Raw genomic sequence first — 23,832 nt, 5'->3', positions numbered from 1 at the left:
CGGTTCGTCTAGCACCGCGCCGCCGAGGCGCAAACCGCTAGTCGAGGCCCAGTTTCGCGCGCGCGGCTTTGGTGAGCGAAACCGTGGTCTTCGCATAGTCAGTCCACGGATCGGGCTCGGCCAGTCGCGCGGCCATGTCCTTCAGCTTGAACGCCGAGGCCGAGGCGAGCGATTTCAGCTCGCTCCAGCTCACCGGCGTTGCGATCGGCGCTGTGCCGCGCGCGCGCGGCGAGTAGGGCGCGATCGCCGTCGCGCCGCGGCCGTTGCGCAGATAGTCGACAAAGATGCGGCCCTTGCGCTTGGCCTTGGCCATATTGGCGACGAAGCGCTTGGGATCGAGCGCGGCGATCTGCTCGGCGAACGCCATGGCGAAGCCTTTCACCTCGTCCCAATCGTGGCGGCGGTTGAGATTGAGCACGATGTGGATGCCTTTGCCGCCGGTGGCCATGGCGAAGGACGGCAGGCCCGCATTGTCGAGCAGCGCCTTGATGTCGAACGCCGCGCGCTTCACGACTTCGAAGTCCAGATCCTCGTCGGGGTCGAGGTCGAAAACGACCCGGTCCGGTCGTTCGAGATCGTCGTTGCGGGAGCCCCAAAGGTGAAACTCGAGTGCGCTGATCTGTGCGCAGGAGACGAGCGCCTGCGCGTTCGGCAATGTCAGATAATGCTCTTCGGAGCCGTCGCTTTCCGCGATCGGAATGGTTTTGATATCGGACGGCATGCCGGCCATCGCGTGCTTCTGAAAGAAGGTCTGTTTGCCGACGCCGTCCGGCGCGCGCACCAGGCTCACCGGCCGTCCGAACACATGCGGCGCCATCCGCTCCGCGGCCATGTCGAGATAAGCGGCGAGCTCGGCCTTGGTGACGCCCGCATCCGGGAAGAGCACGCGATTGGGATGCGTCAGCCGCACCCGCGTGCGCATGGCCGGCGCGGCCATTTCTGACGTGACTTCCTTGGCGCTCTTTTCGCCTCTGAGGCCGAGATAGACGCCGTGCCGCACGGCACCGTCGGCGGTGAACTCGGTGAACCGCACCTGCGCCACCAGTTTCGGCTGCACCCATTTGGCGCCGCGCGCCGCCTCGCGCGGCACTTTGAGCGCAGGCTTGGCGCGTTCGAGCATGCTCAGCTTGGCGGAAAGATCAGCCAAGGTCTTGTCATTGAACCCTGTTCCGACATTGCCGCGATAGACCAGCTCGCCGCCCTCATAATCGGCCAGCATCAGCGACGCGAACGCGCGGCCCTTGGCTGATGGCTGATAGCCGACAATGACGAACTCCTGCTCGTTCACGGCCTTGCTCTTGAGCCAGGCCTTGCCGCGCCCGCTCATATAGGCGCTGTTCGCCTTCTTCGAGACGGCGCCTTCGAAGCCCTTGTCGGCGAACGCCGCCAACACGTGCGGCCCGTGCCCGCGCACCGTGGGGCTCAGGAGGATTGGCGGCTTAGCTTTGGACAGCACGGTCTCGAGCCGCTCGCGTCGCTCGATGAACGGACGCTTGCGCAGGTCTTTCGCCCCGTCGCCGAGGAGGTCGAAGACGAAATAGGAGACGCCTTTGGCCACACCGCTTTCCAGCGAACGCTGCAGCGCGCCGAAATCGGTGCGCCCGCTCGCTTGCGCCACAGCGACTTCGCCGTCGAGCAGCACGTCCTTCAAGTTCATCGCCGCCAGCGCATCGGCGATTGACTGAAACTTGCCGGTCCAGTCCAACCCGTTGCGGGTGTAGAGCTTGACGCTTTCGCCGGAGACCGCCGCGAGCAGGCGATAGCCGTCGTACTTGATCTCGTGAATCCAGTCGTCGCCGTCCGGCGCCTCGTCCACGCGCGTCGCCAACATCGGCTCGACGAAATCCCATTTCGGCGGCTTCGACGCGCGCGGCTTCTGCTCGCCCTTGCGCGTCCACAGCCGCGAGCCGCCGTCGGCGCGCACGTCTTCGATGGTGCGGCCCGAGACGATGCTGGTGACGGCGCTGGCGACGGGATCGGATTTGCCCGCAAAGGGGTCGTTCTTAGACTTGAACAACAGCCACGGATCGCCGCGCTCGCCTTCGCGCGGCTTGATTTTCACCAGGTGAAACTCGCCTTTGAGCCGTTCGCCGTCGAGGATGAATTTGAGCTCGCCCTTCGGCAATGTCGTGTGCGGATCGGCGACCCACTTCACCTTGCCGGCATCCCAGATGATCACCGCGCCGGCGCCGTATTCGCCCTTCGGAATGACGCCCTCAAACGCGCCGTATTCGAGCGGATGGTTCTCGGTGCGCATAGCGAGGCGCTTGACGGTCGGATCGTAGCTCGGCCCCTGCGGCACGGCCCAGCTCAGCAGCACGCCGTCGTGCTCCAGCCGGAAATCGTAGTGCAGGCGCGTCGCCGCGTGCTTTTGCACCACGAACATGCCGCCGGCGCTCTTGAGCCTGCCGCCGGCAGGCTCGCTCGTCTTCCCGAAGTCGCGCTTCTTGTTGTACTCGGCCAGCGTTTCTTTGCTTGGCGCCGACGATTTTACAGTCTTGCGCGCCATCACCAAACACCCATTCCCGGGGCGGCGCGCAAGCGGCGAGCCCGGGACCCACAAACACGAATGGTTGGAGATGGGCGCCCAACGCGGCAAGCAGTTGCGTTTATCGGTCCCGGACTTGGCGCTGCGCGCCAATCCGGGAATGGGTGGATCAAACGCTGGCGCGCCATGCCATGGTGGCGCTTACTTTTTCGCTCGCTTCGGCGCGGCCTTAGCCGGCGCTTTCGCGCGCGGGGCGGCGCGGGCCTTTTCCGCCGCGGCGCGTTTGCGAGGCGCCGGGGCTTCTTCTTCCGCCTCGTCGTCGTTCGCCGCCCGGCGCTTGCCGTTCGCCGAGGCCGACTTGGCCGAAAGCGATTTCTTCAGCGCATCCACCAGCGAGACGACATTGTCGCCGTAATCGCGCGACGGCTCTTCCTGGTCTTCCAACACCAGCTCGCCGTGGCGCTCGATCTTCTTCTTCACCAGCCGCTCGAGCGCCAGCGCGTACTCGTCCTCGAATTTGGCCGGATCGAACTTCGCCTTCTTGCGGTTGATCAGCTCCTCGGCGAGATCGACCAAGTCCGGATCGATGGCGCCCTGTGGGATTTCGTCGAAGAAGCCCTTGGCCGCCCGGATTTCCTCGGCGTAGTGCACGGTCTCGACCAGGATGCCGTCCTCGTGCGGCTTCACTGCGGCGATGTAGGAACGCCCGCGCATCGTGATCTGGCCGAGGCCGACCGTTTTCGAGCGCCGCAGCGCATCGCGCACGACCCGATAAGGCTCGTCCGCCAGCTTGCCGTCGGGCAGCGCATAATAGGGCTTGTCGAAATAGAGCGGGTCGATCGTCTCGGCCGGCGCGAACTGGATCATGTCCAGCGTCTTCTTCGACTCGACCTTCAGCGCCTCGAACTCTTCGTCGTTGAAGAGGACGTAGCGCCCCTTGGTGTATTCGTAGCCCTTGACGATCTCGTCCTTGTCGACCGGGCCGACGCCGGGGGCGACCTTCTCGTAGCGGATGCGCTGTTTGGAAGGTTCGTGAATCTGGTTGAACGAGATCTTCTCTCGGGAATCCAGAGCCGAATAGAGCTTCACCGGCAGCGCCACGAGGGCGAGCCGGATTTGCCCGGACCAAACGGGACGAGCTGGAGGTGGCATGATTTTGTAACGCCCTTGCGAGACCCGACGTTCCGGCACCGTAACATCGCAACCACATACCCACAACGCTCGTGGTTAGCGTTTACCTTGTTTTGCGACGAGCGCTGACGCCGAAGGTGGCGCGAACGGCCTCGACGAAGGCGCCGGAGCGTTCGCGCACCCGGTCGGAGAAGACGAGGCCGACGTCGCGGCTCAAGCTGAAGCCCGCAAGCTGCACCGCGGCGACGCCCGGCCGCTTGAAGCTCTCCGGCGCGACCGTGACGCCCAGCCCCGCCGCCACCATGCTCATGGCCCGGTCGTCGTTCAGCGTGCGCAAGGAGAACGAGGGGCGGACGTCGCGGTTGGTGAAGTAGCGGGAAATCTCGGGCAGGCCCTCGCACTGGCGGCGCACGATCATGGTTTCGCCCGCCAGCTCGCCGCCATCGACGCTTTGAGCGCCGGCGAGCTTGTGGCTCGCCGCCACAAACAGCACGTACCGTTCGCTGCGCAGCTTCTCCTGGGCGAAGCTGTCGAGGCCCGGACGGAGGATGGTGATCGCCGCGTCGAGCCGGCCGTCGCTCAAGCGGTTGGCGATGTCGCGCTCGGTGGAGTCGAGGATTTCCAACGCCTCGCCGCCGGACTGTTTGCCGTGATGGGCGACCACGCGCTCCAAATCGCGCGCCGGGATGGTCGAAAGCACGCCAGCGCGGACCCGCTTCAGCTGCGGCGTTTCCGAGACTTCGCGCAGCGCCGCTTCGAATTCCAGGGAGATGCGCCGGGCGTGGACGAGAAAGCGGCTGCCCGCCGGCGTCAGCGAGACGCGCCGCGTCGTCCGTTCGAACAGGCGCGCGCCGACTTCGCTCTCGAGCTTGGCGATGCCGACCGAGAGCGTCGGCTGCGTCACGGAAACGCGCGCCGCGGCCTTCGAGAACGAGCCCAGCTCGGCCACTGCCAAAAAATAACGGAGCAGGTAGCGATCCATAGATCATGTCTATCAGTTTCGTTCGCAACGTTCAATTTCTATTGGCGAGCCAAATCAATTACCTGAGGCTTCGGCGCCTCCGCCGTGTCCGTTGTGCGATCGTTGTGCCGCCGTGGTTTTTCTTTCACCACAGCGACACGGCGATCCACGGCGCGCACGGCGGCGTAAGCCCAGGCGAAGAGGGCTCGCATGACGGACTCCTATCAGCTCGATTTCCAGCTCGGCGAAACCGCCGACGCGATCCGCGAGACGACGCGGCGCTACGGGTCCGAACGCATCGCGCCCATGGCGGCCGAGATCGACGAGAAAAACAGATTCCCGCGCGAACTTTGGCCCGAGATGGGCGCGCTTGGGCTGCACGGCATCACCGTCGCCGAGGAGGATGGCGGCTTGGGGCTCGGCTATCTCGAACACGTTGTCGCCATGGAGGAGGTGAGCCGCGCTTCCGCATCGGTTGGCTTGAGCTACGGCGCGCACTCGAACCTGTGCGTGAACCAGATCCGCCGCTGGGCGACGCCCGAGCAGAAGCAGAAATATCTGCCGAAACTCATCAGCGGCGAACACGTCGGCTCGCTGGCCATGAGCGAAGCGGGTGCTGGCTCCGATGTCGTCGGCATGAAGCTGCGCGCGGAGAAACGCGGCGACCGCTATCTGCTCAACGGCACGAAATTCTGGATCACCAACGCGCCGGAAGCCGATACGCTCGTGGTCTATGCGAAGACCGATCCAGGCGCCGGCTCCGGCGGCATCACCGCGTTCATCATCGAGCGCGGCTGGAAGGGCTTTAGCACCGGCCAGAAGCTCGACAAAATGGGCATGCGCGGCTCCGACACCGGCGAGCTCGTGTTCGAAGACTGCGAAGTGCCGGAAGACAACGTCATGGGCGGGCTCAATCGCGGCGTCGCCGTACTGATGAGCGGGCTCGACTACGAACGCGCTGTGCTCGCCGCCGGGCCGCTCGGGATCATGCAAGCTTGCCTCGATGTCGTGCTGCCCTACGTGCGCGAGCGCAACCAATTCGGCAAGCCGATCGGCTCCTTCCAGCTGATCCAGGCCAAGGTCGCCGATATGATCGTCGCCCTCAACGCCGCGCGCGCCTACGTCTACGCCGTCGCCAAGTCCTGCGACGCCGGCAAGACCACGCGCCACGACGCCGCCGGCGCCATCATGTTCGCCTCCGAGAGCGCGGTGAAAGTGGGTCTCGAAGCCATCCAAGCGCTCGGCGGCGCAGGCTACACCAAGGACTTCCCGGTTGAGCGCTTCCTCCGCGACGCTAAGCTCTACGACATCGGCGCCGGCACGAATGAAGTACGGCGCTTTCTGATTGGGCGGGAGATCATTGGCGGGGGATGAGCTCCGCCCATCCCCGGATTGCGCGAAGCGCAAGTCCGGGGCCCATAAACACGATTGCTTTGCAGAGAGATGCGCTACCGTTCGAGGGCCATGGGCCAACACGCGTGTTTATGGGCCCCGGGCTCGCCGCTTGCGCGGCGCCCCGGGGATTGGTGTTTAATGGCCTGCGCTCGGCGACTGTGATTCCATGAAACTCAAATCCTCTATCGATCCCAATTCCGAAGGCTTCGCCAAGAATGCCGCGCACCATCGCGGCTTGGCGCAGCAGCTGCGCGAGCGCACGGCTGAGATCGCGCTCGGCGGGCCGGAGACGCACCGCAAGCGCCATACCGAGCGCGGCAAGCTGCTCCCGCGCGAGCGCGTTGGGCGTCTCCTCGATCCCGGCGCGCCGTTTCTCGAGATCGGCGCGCTCGCGGCCTACGATCTCTACAACGGCGAAGCCCCCGCCGCCGGCGTCATCACCGGCGTTGGCCGCGTCTCTGGCCGTGAAGTGATGATCGTCGCCAACGACGCCACGGTGAAGGGCGGCGCGTATTTTCCGATGACGGTGAAGAAGCACCTGCGCGCGCAAGAGATCGCGCAGCAGAACAAGCTGCCATGCCTCTATCTCGTCGATAGCGGCGGCGCCAACCTGCCGCACCAGGCTGAAGTCTTCCCCGACCGCGACCATTTCGGCCGCATCTTCTTCAACCAGGCGCGCATGAGCGCCGAAGGCATCGCCCAGATCGCTTGCGTCATGGGCTCGTGCACCGCCGGCGGCGCCTACGTGCCGGCGATGAGCGATGAAACCATCATCGTTCGCAACCAGGGCACCATCTTCCTCGGCGGCCCGCCGCTGGTGAAAGCCGCGACCGGCGAAGTGATCAGCGCCGAAGATCTCGGCGGCGGCGATCTGCACGCGCGCAAGTCCGGCGTTGTGGATCACCTCGCGCAGGACGATGCGCACGCGCTGCATCTCGTCCGCCGCGCCGTGGCGAACCTCAACACGACGAAGCGCGTCGGCCTCGATCTGCGCGAGCCGCAAGCGCCCGCCTACGATCCGCAAGAACTCTACGGCGTCCTGCCGCCAGACGTGCGCGCGCCCTACGACGTACACGAAGTCATCGCCCGCATCGTCGATGGCTCCGAGTTCGACGAATTCAAGCCGCTCTATGGCGCAACGCTCGTGACCGGCTTTGCGCGCATCTGGGGCTATCCCGTCGCCATCCTCGCCAACAACGGCATCCTCTTCTCCGAAAGCGCGCTCAAGGCCGCGCATTTCATCGAGCTCGCCTGCAAGCGCGGCATTCCGCTCGTGTTCCTGCAGAACATCTCCGGCTTCATGGTCGGCGGCAAATACGAAGCCGGCGGCATCGCCAAGGACGGCGCGAAGATGGTGATGGCCGTCGCCTCCGCCGAAGTGCCGAAATTCACCGTGCTGATCGGCGGCTCGTTCGGCGCCGGCAATTACGGCATGTGCGGCCGCGCCTATTCTCCGCGCTTTTTGTTCACCTGGCCCAACTCCCGTATCTCCGTCATGGGCGGCGAACAAGCCGCCAGCGTGCTCGCGCAAGTGAAGCGCGACGGCATGGAAGCGAAAGGCGAGAGCTGGGCGAAGGAGGAGGAAGAAAAATTCAAAGACCCGATCCGTGCGAGATATGAAGCCGAAGGCGATCCGTACCACGCGACGGCGCGGCTGTGGGACGATGGGATCATCGATCCGGCGCAGACGCGCGATGTGCTCGGGCTGGCGATCAGCGCAAGCTTGAATGCGCCGATCCCGGAAACGCGCTTCGGCGTGTTTAGGATGTGAGCGGCGACAGGCGCTCGATGTCGAAGCAATACCAAATCCCTTCGCCCTCTTCGAGTTCCAGACGGCGCGTCAGCGCGAACTCCAAGAACGCGGAGATGCTCGGAGCGAGGACGCGGCGCTCGTCTTCATCGCTGCCGATCACGATCACCTGCCCGTACGTCCCCGAGGTCGGCGGCGAAAGGTCCACCGCGTACGAGTTTCCGCCTCCGTCGATCGAGAAGGGCAACCATCCTGGTCGCCAATACTCCGGATACACGGCGTCGCCTTGGCGGACCCTGATTACTCCCTCGTTGAAGGACTCATGAAACTTCTCTCCGTATTCGTCGAAGATGCCCTTCCAGAGTCGGTAGTTCGTCAAGGCGCGTTCAATCGAAATGAAGTCGTATGCGCCGAAGAAGGGTGTCACGATCTCCCCGGGCTCAGCGCTCTCCGCACGAAAAACGTCGATCTGGCCATTGGCCTTCAGATAGAGCGCTTTAAGATCGTCAGGGAGAGCAAAGCCAATCTCCTCCTGAAGCGCCTGAAGCTCGGCTTCCGACGCAGGCGGATTGAGAAACGCTTCGACAGCAAAGCCGATGTCGTTGAGTGCCTTGCACCACGAGGCGTAAGATTGTTCGAAGCTCATCGCTCAAACCTAGCCGTCAATCGTGCGGCTTTCAAATCCAACCTGAAAGCTGCAGCATGTTGAAATCCGTCCTCATCGCAAACCGCGGAGAAATTGCCCGCCGCGTCATCCGCACGTGCCGGCGTCTCGGCGTCCGCACCGTCGCCGTCTACTCCGACGCGGACGCCAAAGCGCTCCACGTCCGCGAAGCGGACGAAGCCGTGCACATCGGCGCGTCGCCCGCGAAGGAGAGCTATCTCCGCGGCGAAAAGATCATCGCCGCCGCGAAGCAAGCTGGCGCCGAGGCGATCCATCCCGGCTACGGCTTTCTCTCCGAGAACGCCGCGTTCGCCGAAGCGGTCATCGATGCGGGCCTCATCTGGATCGGGCCGAACCCGGACTCCATCCGCGCCATGGGCCTCAAGGACGCCGCCAAGAAGCTCATGGCCGAAGCCGGCGTGCCGACGACGCCCGGCTATCTCGGCGAAGATCAAAGCGAAGAGCGCTTGGCGAAGGAAGCCGACGCGATCGGCTATCCGGTGCTGATCAAAGCCGTCGCCGGCGGCGGCGGCAAAGGCATGCGCAAGGTCGAGAGACGAGCCGAGTTCAAAGCCGCGCTCGCCTCCGCCAAGCGCGAAGCGGCGGCGGCGTTCGGCGACGATCGCGTGCTGCTCGAAATGTACGTACAGCGCCCGCGCCACATCGAGGTGCAGGTGTTCGGCGATACGCACGGCAATGTCGTGCATCTGTTCGAGCGCGATTGCTCGCTGCAGCGCCGCCACCAGAAGGTGATCGAAGAAGCGCCCGCGCCGGGCATGAGCGCCGAAGCGCGCAAAGCCGTCACCGACGCCGCGGTGCTCGCGGCGAAAGCCGTGAACTATGTCGGCGCCGGCACCATCGAGTTCATCGCCGACGCGAGCGAGGGCCTTCGCGGCGACCGCATCTGGTTCATGGAAATGAACACGCGCCTCCAAGTCGAACACCCGGTGACCGAAGAGATCACCGGCCAAGACTTGGTCGAATGGCAACTCCGCGTCGCCAGCGGCGAAAAGCTGCCGCTGAAACAGGAGGAGCTGAAAATCAACGGCCACGCCATCGAAGCGCGGTTGTATGCGGAGAATCCAGAGACCGGTTTCTTGCCGTCAATTGGGAAACTGGCGCGCCTCAACCTCCCATCGACAGCTCGCATCGAGTCGGCGGTGGAGGAAGGAAGCGAGATCAGTCCAAATTACGATCCAATGATTGCAAAGATAATCGTTCACGCGCCCACACGAGCAGAAGCGATTGCCAAGCTTAGAGGCGCCTGCGAGAGCATTCAGATATGGCCGGTTCACTCCAACGCCGGCTTTCTTGCCCGCTGCCTCAGCGATGATGATTTTGCAATTGGACAGGTCGATACGAACCTTATCGCGACTCGGGGTGATAAGTTGAGCGCGAGGCCGTCGCCAAGATCAGATATTTTGGGGCGAGCCGCTTGGCAGTTCACCGAATTTGATCGCGCTGTTTCTGATTCATCGCCGTGGCGTGCGCTACCAGGGTTTCGGTTGAACGCCGCGCCCAATTTCTTCGTTCGTATGCGGGATTTTCAAGGTGCACTCGTCTCTGCTCGACCAATACACAGTATCAAGCCGGACCATCTCCGAGATGGAAGAGCGATCATCTTTGATCGCGGCGAAGCGTACGAGTTCACGCTCGACACCGGCGAAGCCGAGGGCGGCGAGCTTGCCGCCGGCGACGGCGCGATCGTTTCGCCCATGCCGGGCAAGATCGTCTCCGTCGCGGCGAAAGCCGGCGCGAAGCTGAAGAAGGGCGATCCCATTCTCGTGCTCGAAGCGATGAAGATGGAGCACACGCTCACCGCGCCGTTCGACGGGACGGTGGCGGCGCTGCAGGCGAAGACCGGGGACCAGGTGGGGGAGGGGGCGGTGCTGGCGCGGATCGAAGCGGCTTAGTCATGCGCGCAGTATCGCGCCGCCGCGGCGGTGTATGATAAGTTTGCTGGGGATAAAGCCGGACCGGCCTAGCTCAGCGCGAACTGCGCTTCGTCTTTTTCCGGGTGCCGCACCGCTTCGCCGTATGTTTCGTTGACGCCGACCACGGTCAGCGCCGGCACATTGGCGTTGTGCGGCACGCTCGCGCCCGGGCCGACGCGGACGTCGGCGCCAAGATAGGCGTAGGAGCCGATCCGCACCGTCCGCACCAGGACGCGGGCGGCCCCGCCCTCCATCTTCTGGCGCACGTGGGCGGCGAGTTCGACTTCGCGGTCGAACGTCACCCGGTTGCCGATTTCCATCAGATTGCGGTCGAGCACGTCGATCCGCACCGGCCAGACGACGCCGTAGCCGACGCGCGAGCCCCACATCCTCAGCCACATCGAATAGAAGCCGGGGATCACCCGGAGCAGCGATTCCAGGTAGGGCAGCGCATCGTAGAAGGCCTGGATGTGGTGCGACGCCAGCCAAGGCGAGAACTTGCGCCCGTCGATGGCCGAGACGCCCTGCTTCAGCGGGGCCCAGCGCAGCATCACCCGGAGCACGATCGGGGGAAACAGATAGAGGATGAAGAGCAGAAGCAGCGCGCTCCAGCCCGAAGGCCATTGCGCGAACACCCCCAGCGCCGCCAGCGACACGATCGTCATCAGCAGCGGGAAGTAGGAGAACAGCCGGTCGGCCGCAGTCATCATGCGGCGTCGCGGGCTGGGCCGGAGAAGAGCGCGTGCAGTTCCTCGGCGCCGCGGGCGGCGCGCAACTTCTCGCGTACTTCCGCGCGGCGCAGGAAGCGCGAGATGCGCGCGAATGCCTTGAGGTGGTCGGCGCCTTTGTCGACGGGGGAGAGCAGCAGGAAAACGAGATCGGCGGGGCGGCCGTCGAGCGCGTCGAAATCCTGCGGCGGATCGAGCCGGGCGAACGCGCCGATAGGGCGGACGAGGCCGTTGACCGAAGCGTGCGGGATGGCGACGCCTTCGCCCATGCCGGTGCCGGAGAGGCGCTCGCGGATCAGGACGGCGTCGAAGGCCGCGCGCGCATCGAGGCCGCCGGCGCGCGCAAGCGCTTCGGTCAGCGCCTGGATCGTTTGACGGCGCGAGGTTGCCGGCAGGCGCGGCAGAATCGCTTCGGCCGCGATGAGGTCGCTCAGGTCGTTCATGTCTGCTCCGCCGGCGCCGGCATGCGAGAGCGGCGCCAACGCTTGCGCTGCTGCTCAGCCTCCGCCGTTGTTAACTCTCTTCGAATCCCGCTCCGGATCGATCCAGCCGATATTTCCGTCGCCGCGGCGGTAGACGACGCTCAAGCCGCCGTGCGCCGCGTTTCTGAACATCAATGCCGGATCTTTGGACAGCTCGAGCTGCAGCACCGCCATCGAGACCGTCATCGTCCGCACCTGCACGGTGCTCTCGGCGATCACCAGAGGCGCAGCCGATTCGGTCTCCGCCGACACGCCCTCGTCGGCCTCTTCCTCGTCTCCAAACGAGGCGAGCACATAGGCCGAAGCGTCCTGGAAAGGAAGCGGTGTTCTGTTGCTGGCGTGATGGTCGCGCAGCCGCCGCTTGAAGCGCCGGACCCGCTTTTCCAGCTTGTTCATCGCATCGTCGAAGGCGCTGTGCGCGTCGCCGGCCTGGCCTTCGGCTTGAAGCGTGATCCCGGAGAAAAGGTGCACCGTGCAATCGACGTTGACGTAGGCGCCGCCATTCTTGGCTACCGTCACCACTGCGTCCGTCGCGCGGTCGAAATATTTGCCCACACCGGCCGCCAATTCGGTCTCGATACGGGTCCGGAGCGCTTCGCCGACATCCATCTGCCGTCCGGCGACTTGTATGCGCATGTATGAGCCTCCTTGGAATACCGCAGGGCGGAGGGCTCCAGGGCCGGGTCCCGCCCCCTCAGGACGCCCCGTTGCCGCTCTTTAGAGGTAGGCCCGGGGCTGGAGCCGGTCAACGCGCGTGACCCTGGGAGGGCGCCAATCTGGCACGCTGAAACCACCGCACGCGCTCACTATATCGCGGCTGCGAAAGGGGAGGATAGAATGACCGCAGAGCCAGCCGTGAACGCGCCGCGTGTGCGCGCGGGCGACTGGCTCGACCTCGTCGCCATCGCCGTCTGCACGCTCGCCTGGGGCACGACCTGGTACGCGATCACGCATCAGCTCGGCGTCGTCGATCCGGTGGTTTCGATTGCGTATCGCTTCGCCTTCGCGGCGGCGCTGCTGTTCGCGTGGTGCGCGCTGCGGCGCGAGACGCTGGCGCTGTCGCGCGCGCAGCACCTGGCCGCGTTCGGCGTCGGCCTCTTCACCTTCGCGATCGACTACGCGTTCGTCTATTGGGCCGAGGAGCGCGTCACCTCCGCCGTCGTCGCCGTCGTGTTCGCGGCGCTCGCCTTCGTCAATCTCGTCACCTTCCGCATCGCCTTCGGCCAGCGCGCGCCGGCGCTCGCTTGGCTTGCGGCGCTGCTCGGCGTCGCCGGCGTTGCGCTGCTCTCGTGGGAGGAGGTTGCCTCGGCGCAGATGAGCGCGCGGGCTTGGACCGGCATTGGCCTCACGCTCGCCGGCGTCACCGCGGCGGCGGTCGGCAATGTCTATGCGCGGCGCGGCGAACTCGCTGGCGCCGGCGTCGCGGCCTCGACCGGCTGGGCGATGGCCTATGGCGCGGCTCTGCTGGCGCTGTTCGCGCTTGTCACTGGCAAGGCGTGGACGTTCGAGTTCACCTGGCCGTACGTGCTTTCGCTGTTGCATCTTTCCGTCGTCGGGTCGGTGATCGCGTTTCTGCTTTATTACGGGCTGGCGCGGCGGCGCGGCTATGCGCTGGCGTCCTACATTTCGGCGCTGACGCCGCCGGTGGCGATGACGGTGTCGGCGCTGTTCGAGAACAAGAGCTGGGGCCTCCTGGCGCTCGGCGGCGTCGCGTTGGTGCTGCTCGGGCAGGTGCTGCTGATGCGGGCGCGCAAGGCTTAAGGCAGCGCCCGCAGCGCCGCTTCCGCCCCGGGCAGGAGCGCGTTGTCGGCTTCGTTCTGGCTGAGGTTCGCCTGCATGTAGAGCACGCTGAGGAACGCCATCATGTTGTGGCGGCGGGCGAGCCCGGCTTGCGAGCTGAAAGCGCCGTCGGCGTCGACATGGGTGTTGCGCACGAGCCAGTCGCGCCAATCGTCGGCGCTGAAGACGCCGCGCTGGGCGATGAAGATGAGCGGGCGGACGATGCGTTCGCTTTCGCCGTAGCTGTAGAAGTGACCTGACGGCGCGATCTGCAGGGCGAGCGCCTCGCGGATGCGGTCGAGCTCCGGTTGGCCGAAAGCGGGATTGAGCGCGAGCTGGAGCAAGAGATCGGCGCCATGGGCGACGCCATGGCGCCAGCCTTCGCGCTCGTCGAAGCCGCGATAGTCAGTGACGCCGGCAAAATAGGCGAGCGCGGAGTCGAGCAGCCGCGTGCGCCGCTCCGGCGTCATATAGGCTTCGATGCGGTCGGCGCGGGCGACTTCGGAGAGCACGAGCGCTGCGAACGGGCGCTCGAAACCGGCTTCGTCCGACGCGGAGAGCCGCGGCTCGAGCGCGTCGGCCAGCGCCAGCATCGTCTCGCGGCTGAGCTGGCGCGCGCGCAGCCAGTGCGCCAGCGCTTCGAAGGCGATGCCGTCGCGGAGCGTCGGATCGGGATTGCCGAGGCAATCGGCCAGCGCCAGAGCGAGGCGATTGCGGGCGCGGTCGTTCGCCAACGCCCAGTCGGCGGCCTTGAGCGCGTCGAGCGCGGCGCGGTCGTAGCCGGGCGTTCGGCACTGTGTCTGCTGCGCTTGCGCCGGCGTTGCGGCGACCGCGGCGAGCGCGAAGAGGGCGGCGAACACGATCTGTCTCATGCCGCGAGCACACATCCGCTCACGCCTGCCGACAAAGCCAATGCGACGAATGGCGGCCGAAAGCCGCTCAGCCGCGCCCGTAGGCGATGTATTCGACGATACGGCTGGCGCGTTCGAAAATCTGGTCGAGCGACTCGCCGGGGCTGCGCATGAGCACGGCCTGCTCGACGGCGAAGCGCCGCACGTCGATCAGCGTCTCGTCCCATTCTTCTTCGATTTCGACTTCGTCGATGTCTTCGCTCACGTTCGGCCTCCCGTGAATCGCTGCTCTCGTTAGTAACGCGCCGGCGCGCGAATGGTAAGGCGGTGATCGGGGCTCGGTTATCGGGCCTCGGGACGCGCGTCAGCATCGGCGCGCATCCCCTGGCGACGCCCCGATAACCGAGTCCCGATAACCGAATCCCGACAGAAGGGAGACGGGGCGCGTGGTGCGCGCCGGAGGTCGTTCTAGTGCTGCTCTTGCGAGCAGCCGTGCGCGGTCCACGCGCCCCGTTCGTCGGCCGTTATTCCCGGATTGGCGACCAGGAGTTTGTGGCGCACCAGCATGGAAAGCATGCAGGGGCCTTGGCTCCTTATGGCCACGAGCCGGTTCAGCGCGTCAGGATTCTCCGATGAATCCTGGACCCTTCGGTTTCACGCCCCGAAGGCAGTGCAAACGTCGTTCGCTTTCGCCCGACGAACCTGGAAAGCGTCGTACCTCCTGCGAAGGCCCTCTCGACATCCCACGTCCGCGGACTTTCTCAACGATGCTAAGATTGCTCCTCGCATCGAAGCGACGCCTGCCGCGCCGGCCGCTGTCTGCACATTCCAAAGTTTCGGACGTCTTCGAAATCTCCCGTGTGCGGACGAGAGACATTCTACGGCTATTTGGGCGCGGTCGGATTGATTCGGTCGAAAAAAGTACGAGTTGCCGGGACCGCACAGGCGATCGCCGTTGAAAGACCGGCGAAAAGCGGAGCTGACGGTGCGCGGGCGTGGGCCGAAAATAGGAGGATAGCGGGCGGTCCAATCCTCCTATTCGGCGTTCGCCGAGAGCGCGAAGACGTTAGCTGTAGCCCGAAGCATGCTCTAGCCGGCGCTCCAACTTCGCACTTCTTCGACGCCGTCGGACATATAGACCGCATCGACCACGGCGAAGACATGCGCCGCGATCGGCGTTCCAATCACCTCGGTTCGTTGCAGGGGGGCGCCGACGAGCGGACTTTGAGATGTCACGCGTCTTTCTGCATCGACGACCATGAATTGAGGCGACCCATCAACCAGGCGAAAGTCCAACGCGGTCGAATATCGATCCTGCTTGCGCGCGGACTCTCCCCATTTCCCAAGAATGAGATCGAACTTGGCGCCGTGATCAGGTCTTCCCTCGGTCCATGCGACGAAGTAGGCGCCGACAGGTTCGCCAGCACGCCGGACGAATCCCCAGACGCGCTTCGTAGTCGTTCCGCAACAATCACAGTGTCCGCCGGCAGTCCCGGATTCTTCGATTTCGAACTCACGCCAATTTGGGGAGGGCTCAGAGGGCATCCGCGATCTCCGTCATCCTCATAGCCGATCCTCCAAACATATCGAACATCCCATCCGCCGGATGACGTCACCCGCTAACTGGCTCTTACGCTCGCCTCGCTATATTGCAGCCGATGCGCCGGACTTTGATGCGCCTTTTCGCCCTGTTGCTGGGGCTGATCTGCCTGGGGCTGGGCGTGATCGGCGCGTTTGTGCCGTTGATGCCGTCGACGGTGTTTTTCATCGTCGCCGTGGGGTGCTTCGCCTATGCGAGCCCGCGGCTCGAAAAATGGCTGATGTCGTTTCCGTTCATCGCGGCGCCGGTGCAGGCGTGGCGCGAGCGCGGCGCCATCGCGCTGCCGGCCAAGATATTGGCCAGCATCGGCATGGCTGCGGGCTTCGGGGCTTTTGCGCTGACTGGCGCGAACGCGTGGGCGCTCGCCGCCGCGGCTGTGTTTCTGGCGCTCTGCGCTGCCTTTGTCTGGACCCGTCCTAGCTGAACTTGAACGGCGTCATTTCTGGTCAGGCGCCCCGATTATACCCTCGTCATTCCAGACGCCCGCAGCGCGGTCCGGAATCCATGGCGACCGCTCCGTTATCCGCCCTGAGGTTCCGGGCTCATCCGCCTTCGCTCTTCGAGCTTCAGTGAATGCCGGAATGACGAAAAAGCGAGTCTGGGCTACGATGCCGTCATGATCGGCAAGAGCGCGAGCATTGGGCTGCTTGGTCTGTTGCTAATCGTGGCGACGGCACTCGCCGCGCACGATTACTTCCAAGAACGAAGCGCACAATTTTCGAGCGACATAGAGAGTGGTCTGCCGTGTCCTGGGCTGGCCTTGACCTATAATTGTCAGATCGTCTCCGGTGGCTATCTCGAGTTTAGGATCGGAGCGACGAGTCAGGAGGTGTTCGACATACTCTGTCGGGGATCATCGGTGCCGCGCTTTAGATACGCGGGTCTGGACGCGGTCAACGTTCCGGAGAACGTGCGCAGAAAGCATCGGGCGATTTTTTATCCCCGAGCGCAAACCTCATTGCACCATGCAAGGAGCCTGCAAGAGTTCTGCGCGCTGTCCGAAATCCATCCCTACGCCGTCAGGTATGTTGTTAGACGAGATCGTCTTTGGCCTTTCGGCGATTTGATTACTCTCGAAATCGACGCAGGCCGCGTACGTTCGATCCGCATTTCTTCCGGCACAATCGATACCTAGCCGAGTTGCTGCTACAGCGCCGAGGCGTAGAGCCGTCGCAGCAGCGCACCCGCGTGATCGCAGCACCAGAAACAGAACTACGCGCGCGCGGCGTCGGCGGCGGCGAAGTGCGCGAGCTGATCGGCGTGGGCCTTTTTGAACGCGGGGCGTTCCGTGATGCGCGTGATGTAGGATTCCGTCGCGGGGCGATCGCCGAAGGCGCGCACTTTGCCGACGCGGAGCACATCGGCCATCAACAGGTCGGCGACGGTGAAGCGGTCGGCGGCGAGCCAGTGCCGCTCGTTCAAGACGCGCTCGATGTGATCGAGGCGGCTTTGCATCCAGCCGGTAAGGCCGTTCTCCTTCGCGCCGGTCACTTCGAGGAACCACCAGGGGACCGTCACCATCTCCATCGAGTTGAGCGCGGCGATGGTCCATTGCAGCGTTTGCGCTTCGCCGACCGGATCGCGCGGCATCAGCTTTTCGCTTTTGCGGGCGAGATGCAGCAACGCCGCGCCGCTCTCGAACAGTTCGATCTCGCCATCGCTCAGGAACGGGACCTGACCGAAAGGCTGGCGCGCCAAATGATTGGTCTCGCGGCCGTCGAACGGGACGGTGCGCACGGCATAAGGAAGCCCCGCTTCCTCGCACGCCCATCTCAGCCGCAAGTCGCGCACGAAGCCGCGCGGGCCTTCAGGCACCCAGTCGTAGGTCCAAACGATCAGTTCGCTCATGTGGGTTGTCCTGTGCTCCTGATCCATGGTGTAGCGCCCGGACGCGTTGCGCGCGATGCGTGATTTAGGCGGCGCCGTGACGGGCGAGTTGGGCGCGCGGCTGGAGGGCCTGAGGCGCGTTGCCCGAGCGCCGGGAACGACGAACTCGAACCCGACGATATCACCGCGGCGCTGGCCTACGCTGCGCAGGCGGTGAGCCATCCGGTTCTTACCGCGGCCGAGTGAAGTTCAGTCCTTCAACGTCGCATCACGTTCGTCGTCATTCCGGACGCGCGAAGCGCGATCCGGAATCCAGGAGCCGCCGCTCCGTCGCTCGCCCCTGGATTCCGGGTTCATCGCTGCGCGATGCCCCGGAATGACGAAAATTGTTCAGAGTCGGCTCTTGGCCCTTTGCGGACATTGGCGCGGCCCGCCGAGGCGGTTTAAGTCTCAGCCATGTCGATCGAGCCTCAGGCCCTCAATGCCATGGTGGAGAGCGAATTGGCGCAGCTAACCGACAGCCGCGTAATCCAGTTTGCAAAGTCTCTGCTGGTAGCGCCGACGATGACCATACGCGGATGGGGCTACGGACGCGAAGGCGAGGAATATCCGTGTTGGACTGTGCTTGAGCACCCGCCTTCAAACACGGGCATTGCCTATTGCGAGCAAGGGTTCGGCCCACGTTCGCCGTGGGGCTTGGTGTTTCTTGCGGGCGACGGGCCGCTAACTTCCATTGGAATGGATTGCTCCTGGTACACGACCTTCCTGGAAGCGTTCTTCGAGTCGCAGGCAGCGACGGACCTTCCGATCTGGCGTGTGTTCAAGAGCGATCCGGCAACGAAGGAGAGCCACCCAATCTCTGATGAAGGCGGGTGGGGCGAAACGTGGTCGATGGTTATGGAACTTCGCGCGGCTGATCCGGCAAATCTGTATAGTTGTTGGACGAGCATTCAGTACGAGCGAGAATGACCGTTCTCGGCGAAAAGCGGTCGCCGCTCTAAATACCGCTCGCCAGCTTCCGCTTGCGCTCAACTGAGCTCGGTATCCGCAAGCTCTCGCGATATTTCGCCACTGTGCGCCGGGCTATGTCGATGCCTTTTTCGCGCAAAATTTCGACGATGCGGTCGTCGGAGAGAATATCCGCCTCGCTTTCGGCGTCGATCAGGCCCTTGATCTGGTGACGCACGGCTTCGGCCGAGTGGGCTTCGCCGCCGTCGGCGGCGTTGATGCTGGCGGTGAAGAAGTATTTCAGCTCGAACACGCCGCGGGCGCAGGAGAGATATTTGTTCGAGGTGACGCGGCTCACCGTCGATTCATGCATCTCGATTGCGGCGGCGACGGTTTTCAGATTGAGCGGCCTGAGGTGCGCGACGCCGTTGGCGAAGAAGCCGTCCTGCTGGCGCACGATTTCGCGCGCGACCTTGAGGATGGTCTTGGCGCGCTGGTCGAGGCTCTTCACCAGCCATGAGGCGTTCTGCGCGCATTCGGTGAGGAAGAGCTTGTCTTCCTCGCGCTTGGCGGTTTTGGACACCGTCGCGTAATAGCGCTGGTTCATCAGCACGCGCGGCATGGTGTCGGAATTGAGCTCGACCAGCCACGTGCCGTCCGGCGCCTGCTTCACGTAGACGTCCGGCGCGACCGACTGCACGGCGCCGCCGCCGAAACCGGCGCCGGGCTTCGGCGTCAGCGCGCGCACTTCGGCGATCATGTCGGCGAGATCTTCACGGTCGACGCCGCAAATCGTCTGCAGCCGCTCGGCGTGGCCCTTGGCGAGCAGGTCGAGATTGGCGAGCAGCTTCTCCATCGCCGGATCGAAGCGGCCGCGCTCTTTCAGTTGCAGCGCCAGGCACTCGGGGATGTCGCGCGCCATCACGCCGGTGGGCTCGAAGCCCTGCATGATTTCGAGCACGCGCAGCACCAGCGGATAGGGCGCGCCGATGCGGGCGGCGATCTCCAGGAGGTCGGCGCGCATATAGCCCCAATCGTCGACCGCATCGATCAGCACGCCGCCGATCATGCGCTCGATGGGGGAGAGGCCGGCTTCGGTGAGCTGGGCGTCCAAGTGTTCGGCGAGGGTGAGATCGCTGCTCAGCGTCTCTTCGATCCCGGGCAGATCGTCGAAGCTCTTGCCGGAGCCGGCTTTCGACCAGTCGGTGAGCGGGGCGGCGCCGGCTTCGGCCAGTTCGCCGGCGGAGAGATCCGGCGCCATGTCGGCGACGCTGACATCGAGCGCGGCTTCGGCGGGGGCCATGCCGCTTTCGAATTCGAGCGCCTGGGCGTCGCCGCCGTCGTCGTTCTTCTTGGCTTCGGCGGAGTTTTCCTCGCGCTCGAGCAGCGGATTGCGCTCGAGCTCGGCTTCGACGAATTCCTGCAGTTCGACGTTGGAGAGCTGCAGCAGCTTGATCGCCTGCTGCAGTTGCGGCGTCATCACCAGGGCCTGGCCCTGGCGCAGCTCCAAGCGCGGAGTCATCGCCATGCGCCGACCTCCTGCTCCCCCTCGATGGGGGAGCTGTCAGCGCGCGAAGCGCGATGACTGAGGGGGTGAGGCCCGCAACACTCGAAGGTTGCGCCTCGTGAGGCCGTGCTTGCAACAGCGGCGCGCGCACCCCCTCCGTCAGCGTGCTGGCGCACGCTGACACCTCCCCCATCGAGGGGGAGGCGGGGCGATAGCGGAGCGGCGAACGCCATGTGCCTCTCTCCGCGCGCTAGTGATAATCTTTGCCGAGATACCTTTCGCGCACGACCTGCGAAGCCATCACCTCGGAAGGCGAGCCTTCGAACATCACTTCGCCGTCGAACATGATCGAAGCCCGGTCCACGATCTGCAGCGTTTCGCGCACATTGTGGTCGGTGATCAGAACGCCGAGGCCGCGTTGCTTGAGGAACGTGATCAGCTCTCGGATGTCGTTGATGGCGAGCGGGTCGATACCGGCGAAAGGCTCGTCGAGCAGCATGAAGGACGGCCGCGTCGCCAGCGCCCGCGCGATTTCGACCCGGCGCCGTTCGCCGCCCGAGAGGGCGGAGGCGGGCGCGTCTTTCAGGTGATCCACGCGCAGTTCGGCTAGCAGGCCGTCGACGAACTCGCGCCGCTTGGCGTGGTTACGCTCATGCAGCTCGACGATCGACATCACGTTCTGTTCGACGGTGAGACCACGGAAGATCGACGCTTCTTGCGGCAGATAGCCGACGCCAAGCCTGGCGCGCTGGTACATGGGCAGCGTTGTGACGTCCTGGCCGTCCAACAAGATTTGCCCCTGGTCCACGCGTACGAGCCCCGTGATCATGTAGAAGCAGGTGGTTTTGCCTGCTCCGTTGGGGCCCAACAGACCGACGACTTCGCCGCGATTCACGAAGACGGAAACGTCCCGAACCACGCGGCGGCCGCGATAGGATTTCCCGATCGAGACCGCGCCTAAGCCGCCTTGAGCGGTTTCAGACTTGGCCGAACGGCTTGCAGCGCCCTCAGGACTCATATCGCCCATCCGCCGCTAAGATTTCGTGAAGCTTTGGCGCTCAACGGTTACCGCCGGACTGGTTCCGGTTGGCGCCCTCGCTGGGCACGAACACGCCGCGGACCCGCTGGCCGGGCGTCGGCCGGATGGTGGTGCGGCGCGAGCCGATCTGCAGCACCAAGGTCTCGCCGCGGATGACGTTCTCCTCGGAGGCGACGACGACGTTGCCGGTGAAGGTGACGCTGTCATTGGCGACTTCGTAGACGGCGCGGTTGCCGCGCGCCGATTGCGCCGGGCGCACGTAATAGACCTCGCCTTCGGCGATCATGCGCTGGATGTCGCCGGCGCCGAGGCCTTGCTGGCCGCCTTGGCCGCCGCCGGTGGACTGGCTGAAGAAAAGGGTGATGCGGTCGGCCCGGAGGCGCGCGTCATTCTGGACGATGTCGACGTCGCCGGTCAGCACCAGGCGTCGCTCGGCGTCGATATATTCGAGGTTATCGGCCGAATAGGAGACCGGGCCGCCGCCTTCGCTGAGCTGGGCGTGCGCCGGGGCGCTGGCCGCGGCGGCGAGCAGGAAGGCCCCTGCGGCAAGAACAAACGCTGCGGGCCTCATGGCTGCGACTCCCCATTCTGTTGATCGCGATCCGGAATTTGTCCCCGGACGTTGCCGCGAAGCACGAGCGCGCGGTCAGTGTAGCGCAATTCATAACTGTCGGCCTGGAGCACGCCAAGTGGTCCGGCGCCGGTGACGCCGCCGCGGCCTGTGAGCGTGCCGGCGTTGAGATCGACGAACATGTTCGGTGTCGTGAACCGGTTGCCGCCTGTGTCGGAGAACAGCACTTCGCCGTCGAAGACGACGGTTTCGGCCTGTTCGTCGTAGATGCCGCGCGGGGCCAGCATGATCGTTCCGGCTTCGGTCCGATAGACCGGCGAGATCAGCTCGATCGGCTGGTTCTCGCCTTGGGGCCGCTCGGCCACCTCGGCCGAGAGCTGGTAGGGCCCGCCGTTCTCGCTGCGGCCGGTGAAGCGCGGGTTGATCATGCGCAGCGGCTCGGCGGCGCTGAGCTGGCCGGCGTTGAAGCCGCCCTCGACGGCGTAGAGCGCCATGAACACGAACACGGCCGCGAACGAGGCGCCGGCGCCGGCCACGAACATGCGCCTGAGCACGGCGATGAGGCGCGAGCGCTGGCGGGCCTTGCGCAGCGTCAGCGCGCGCGTGGGCTCCCAGTCGAACTCGGCGTGGTGGACGGCCGTCATGGTCATGGTTCCGCCGGGCTTTTCGCGCGGAGAGGGGGCGGAAGCAAGGCTAGCCCGGGGCGGCGGCGGATACGGGCGGAACCGCCGCAGGCGGCAGGTCCGGCGGCGGCGGGGGCGGCAGCGGCGGCAACACGATGTCGAGCCGGTCGGCGGCGTACTCGCCTTCGGCCGGCAGCGCCACGCCGCGCAGCTGCGCCGACCAGGGCGCGATCGAGGCGCGGCGGGCGATGTCGTGGAATTCGGCGACCAGCTCGGCTGTGGCGCTGTTCTGGCGGCCGTCGAAATAGATGTAGCCGGACTGACGCGGATCGCGCGGCGTCATCACGTCGACGGCGACGGCGACGTTCGCGGCTTCGCGCAGCTGCGCGCCGACCTGCTGCGCGGCGGCGATATCGGCGCCGTCGCGCACGTGCAGGACGACGAGCCGCATCGGCGGCGGCGGCGCGAACAAATCGCCGAGCACTTGGCCGATGTTGAGCCGGCTGCCGGACGGCGGCCGTCCCGGCGCTTCGGCGCGTGTGTCGACGGGCACTTCAGCGGACGCGGCGCCGATCGCCGCCAGCTCGCCGATCGAACCGGGATAGAGCGTTTCGCCGGCGACGGGGGCGTCGACGACGGCGGGCGCGGGCGGGGCGACCACGCCGCGTTCGGCCATCGATGTTTCGAGCTGGATGACGCGCTCGCGCAATCGGTCGCGCTCGCGGATGAGGCCGTTCGTCACCGTGAGCGTCCACGCCGCCAGGGCGATGGCGATGACGCTGATGAAGAGCTGCGCCGACAGCATGCCGCGCACGCCGCTGATGAAGGCGCTGAGGATGGGCCGCTTCACGCTCAGCCTCCCGCCCGGCGCGTGACGAAGAGGCGGTGCGCGCTGATCGCGGCGCAGATGGCGCCGACCCCGAGCATGCCGGTGAGCGCCACCTGCAATTGCCCGCTGGTCATCGCGCCGTTGAGGGCGGCCGTCATCGCGCCAGTGAACGCCGCGAGCGTCGTGCCGACGGCGATGGTGACGACCTTGGGCACGCCGGCCGCTTCCGGCGCGGCCAAGGCGCCGAGCGCGGGCGCATCGTTCGCCGCCGGCTGTGTTCCGTCGCGCACAATACGTTCGAGCGCGTCGCCCAGCGGGCCCCACTCGCCGGCGCCGCGCAGATCGGCGACCGGCAGCGCGTTGAAAGGCGGGGGAATGTCGACCGCATCGATGCGCGCCTGGGCGAGCTTGTTGTGATCCCAGGCGTGCGCGGCCGTTGCGCTGACCCACACGGAGTTGCGCGCCTCGCTGCTCCAGATCGCCAGCACGGCCTTGGCCTGATCGAGTTCGGCTTGTGCTTGATCGATGAACGCTTGACCTGGCGCGTGCTCGCTCCACCACACAGAGTAACCCTGTGAAGTCAGCCGATCGACGATCGGCTTCACGCGCTCGCGGTCGAGCCGTGAGTAGGAGACGAAGATGTCGCTCAAGCGGTCCCCTCAGACTGCGGACCTGAATGTTACCGCGAGGCAAGAGTAGGGGTCGAGGGAAAACGGCGCCTTCGC

At 65.3% G+C, this 23,832-nt stretch carries 24 protein-coding genes; 7 read left to right on the top strand and 17 right to left on the bottom strand.

Translation table 11 applies throughout. From position 1 onward, the window contains the following. Positions 1-37: 37 nt before the first annotated feature. From ligD to VEA80_RS10235, 3 genes are all read right to left on the bottom strand, one after another. Positions 38-2,509 carry a DNA ligase D gene (ligD, locus tag VEA80_RS10245; RefSeq protein ID WP_325060636.1) on the bottom strand — a complete coding sequence of 824 codons (2,472 nt, stop codon included), beginning with the start codon at positions 2,507-2,509 and terminating at the stop codon, positions 38-40. Between the two features lie 180 nt (positions 2,510-2,689). Continuing rightward, on the bottom strand, positions 2,690-3,577 hold the full coding sequence (locus tag VEA80_RS10240) for a Ku protein (RefSeq protein WP_414731505.1): 888 nt from the start codon (positions 3,575-3,577) through the stop codon (positions 2,690-2,692). Between the two features lie 145 nt (positions 3,578-3,722). Then, on the bottom strand, positions 3,723-4,601 hold the full coding sequence (locus VEA80_RS10235) for a LysR family transcriptional regulator (RefSeq protein WP_325060634.1): 879 nt from the start codon (positions 4,599-4,601) through the stop codon (positions 3,723-3,725). Positions 4,602-4,790: 189 nt separating this feature from the next. Here VEA80_RS10235 and VEA80_RS10230 point away from each other — a divergent pair, with 189 nt between their 5' ends. Beyond that, positions 4,791-5,954, top strand: a complete 1,164-nt coding sequence (locus VEA80_RS10230) for an isovaleryl-CoA dehydrogenase (protein ID WP_325060633.1) — start codon at positions 4,791-4,793, stop codon at positions 5,952-5,954. A 187-nt stretch (positions 5,955-6,141) separates the two neighbouring features. Further along, positions 6,142-7,746, top strand: coding sequence for a carboxyl transferase domain-containing protein (locus VEA80_RS10225; protein ID WP_325060632.1), 1,605 nt, complete (start codon positions 6,142-6,144; stop codon positions 7,744-7,746). Here the strand turns inward: VEA80_RS10225 and VEA80_RS10220 are convergent. Then, positions 7,736-8,371, bottom strand: a complete 636-nt coding sequence (locus tag VEA80_RS10220) for an SMI1/KNR4 family protein (RefSeq protein WP_325060631.1) — start codon at positions 8,369-8,371, stop codon at positions 7,736-7,738. The two genes, VEA80_RS10225 and VEA80_RS10220, sit on opposite strands and share 11 nt — an antisense overlap. 56 nt (positions 8,372-8,427) lie before the next feature. Here VEA80_RS10220 and VEA80_RS10215 point away from each other — a divergent pair, with 56 nt between their 5' ends. Beyond that, positions 8,428-10,302: an acetyl/propionyl/methylcrotonyl-CoA carboxylase subunit alpha gene (locus VEA80_RS10215; protein ID WP_325060630.1), complete on the top strand. Its 1,875-nt coding sequence runs from the start codon at positions 8,428-8,430 to the stop codon at positions 10,300-10,302. Positions 10,303-10,370: 68 nt separating this feature from the next. Here VEA80_RS10215 and VEA80_RS10210 read toward each other — a convergent pair whose 3' ends face one another. Genes VEA80_RS10210 through hpf form a run of 3 tightly spaced genes read right to left on the bottom strand, consistent with a single transcriptional unit; the run spans position 10,371 to position 12,169 of the window. Next, positions 10,371-11,033, bottom strand: a complete 663-nt coding sequence (locus VEA80_RS10210) for a hypothetical protein (RefSeq protein ID WP_325060629.1) — start codon at positions 11,031-11,033, stop codon at positions 10,371-10,373. Further along, positions 11,030-11,494 (bottom strand): PTS sugar transporter subunit IIA, encoded by a 465-nt coding sequence (locus VEA80_RS10205; RefSeq protein WP_325060628.1) that lies wholly within the window; start codon positions 11,492-11,494, stop codon positions 11,030-11,032. Before VEA80_RS10205 ends, VEA80_RS10210 begins: the two co-directional genes overlap by 4 nt. Positions 11,495-11,548: 54 nt before the next feature. Further along, positions 11,549-12,169, bottom strand: a complete 621-nt coding sequence (gene hpf, locus VEA80_RS10200; RefSeq protein ID WP_325060627.1) for a ribosome hibernation-promoting factor, HPF/YfiA family — start codon at positions 12,167-12,169, stop codon at positions 11,549-11,551. A gap of 201 nt (positions 12,170-12,370) precedes the next feature. Between hpf and VEA80_RS10195 the strand changes: the two genes are divergently transcribed. Beyond that, the gene (locus VEA80_RS10195) at positions 12,371-13,294 is read left to right on the top strand and encodes a DMT family transporter (protein WP_325060626.1); all 924 of its coding nucleotides are present in this window, start codon (positions 12,371-12,373) and stop codon (positions 13,292-13,294) included. Here VEA80_RS10195 and VEA80_RS10190 read toward each other — a convergent pair. The 3 genes from VEA80_RS10190 to VEA80_RS10180 all read right to left on the bottom strand — a co-directional run bounded on the left by VEA80_RS10190 (position 13,291) and on the right by VEA80_RS10180 (position 15,708). Next, positions 13,291-14,184: a DUF2785 domain-containing protein gene (locus tag VEA80_RS10190; RefSeq protein WP_325060625.1), complete on the bottom strand. Its 894-nt coding sequence runs from the start codon at positions 14,182-14,184 to the stop codon at positions 13,291-13,293. The genes VEA80_RS10195 and VEA80_RS10190 overlap by 4 nt on opposite strands. Before the next feature lie 67 nt (positions 14,185-14,251). Beyond that, positions 14,252-14,428, bottom strand: coding sequence for a hypothetical protein (locus VEA80_RS10185; RefSeq protein ID WP_325060624.1), 177 nt, complete (start codon positions 14,426-14,428; stop codon positions 14,252-14,254). Between the two features lie 824 nt (positions 14,429-15,252). Further along, complete coding sequence (locus tag VEA80_RS10180; protein ID WP_325060623.1) at positions 15,253-15,708, bottom strand: hypothetical protein; 456 nt, start codon at positions 15,706-15,708, stop codon at positions 15,253-15,255. Positions 15,709-15,836: 128 nt separating this feature from the next. On the opposite strand from VEA80_RS10180, the gene VEA80_RS10175 reads away from it, so the two are divergent. Both VEA80_RS10175 and VEA80_RS10170 read left to right on the top strand, forming a co-directional pair. Then, entirely contained in the window at positions 15,837-16,187 is a 351-nt protein-coding gene (locus tag VEA80_RS10175) for a YbaN family protein (protein ID WP_325060622.1), read from the top strand. A 192-nt stretch (positions 16,188-16,379) separates the two neighbouring features. Beyond that, positions 16,380-16,898 carry a hypothetical protein gene (locus VEA80_RS10170; RefSeq protein ID WP_325060621.1) on the top strand — a complete coding sequence of 173 codons (519 nt, stop codon included), beginning with the start codon at positions 16,380-16,382 and terminating at the stop codon, positions 16,896-16,898. Positions 16,899-16,975: 77 nt separating this feature from the next. On the opposite strand, the gene VEA80_RS10165 is transcribed toward VEA80_RS10170, so the two are convergent. Beyond that, positions 16,976-17,611, bottom strand: a complete 636-nt coding sequence (locus tag VEA80_RS10165) for a glutathione S-transferase family protein (RefSeq protein ID WP_325060620.1) — start codon at positions 17,609-17,611, stop codon at positions 16,976-16,978. 435 nt (positions 17,612-18,046) lie between these two features. On the opposite strand from VEA80_RS10165, the gene VEA80_RS10160 reads away from it, so the two are divergent. Continuing rightward, positions 18,047-18,559 carry a hypothetical protein gene (locus VEA80_RS10160; RefSeq protein ID WP_325060619.1) on the top strand — a complete coding sequence of 171 codons (513 nt, stop codon included), beginning with the start codon at positions 18,047-18,049 and terminating at the stop codon, positions 18,557-18,559. A 28-nt stretch (positions 18,560-18,587) separates the two neighbouring features. Here the strand turns inward: VEA80_RS10160 and rpoN are convergent, their stop codons facing one another. The 6 genes from rpoN to VEA80_RS10130 all read right to left on the bottom strand — a co-directional run bounded on the left by rpoN (position 18,588) and on the right by VEA80_RS10130 (position 23,757). Beyond that, entirely contained in the window at positions 18,588-20,066 is a 1,479-nt protein-coding gene (rpoN, locus tag VEA80_RS10155) for an RNA polymerase factor sigma-54 (RefSeq protein ID WP_325060618.1), read from the bottom strand. 229 nt (positions 20,067-20,295) lie between these two features. Then, a complete protein-coding gene (gene lptB, locus VEA80_RS10150; RefSeq protein ID WP_325060617.1) occupies positions 20,296-21,063 on the bottom strand; it encodes an LPS export ABC transporter ATP-binding protein in 768 nt (255 codons plus the stop codon). 40 nt (positions 21,064-21,103) lie between these two features. Continuing rightward, complete coding sequence (locus VEA80_RS10145) at positions 21,104-21,655, bottom strand: LptA/OstA family protein (RefSeq protein WP_325060616.1); 552 nt, start codon at positions 21,653-21,655, stop codon at positions 21,104-21,106. Beyond that, on the bottom strand, positions 21,652-22,305 hold the full coding sequence (gene lptC / locus VEA80_RS10140) for an LPS export ABC transporter periplasmic protein LptC (RefSeq protein ID WP_325060615.1): 654 nt from the start codon (positions 22,303-22,305) through the stop codon (positions 21,652-21,654). The genes VEA80_RS10145 and lptC overlap by 4 nt, the downstream gene beginning before the upstream one ends. 43 nt (positions 22,306-22,348) lie before the next feature. After that, positions 22,349-23,128: a hypothetical protein gene (locus VEA80_RS10135; RefSeq protein ID WP_325060614.1), complete on the bottom strand. Its 780-nt coding sequence runs from the start codon at positions 23,126-23,128 to the stop codon at positions 22,349-22,351. A gap of 2 nt (positions 23,129-23,130) precedes the next feature. Further along, a complete protein-coding gene (locus VEA80_RS10130) occupies positions 23,131-23,757 on the bottom strand; it encodes a toll/interleukin-1 receptor domain-containing protein (RefSeq protein WP_325060613.1) in 627 nt (208 codons plus the stop codon). Positions 23,758-23,832 lie beyond the last annotated feature (75 nt).

The organism is Vitreimonas sp. (genome assembly GCF_035627415.1).
Taxonomy (GTDB): Bacteria; Pseudomonadota; Alphaproteobacteria; order Caulobacterales; family Aquidulcibacteraceae; genus Vitreimonas.
The sequence above is the reverse complement of the archived record's forward strand: the minus strand, read 5'-3'. Positions and strand labels throughout refer to the sequence as shown.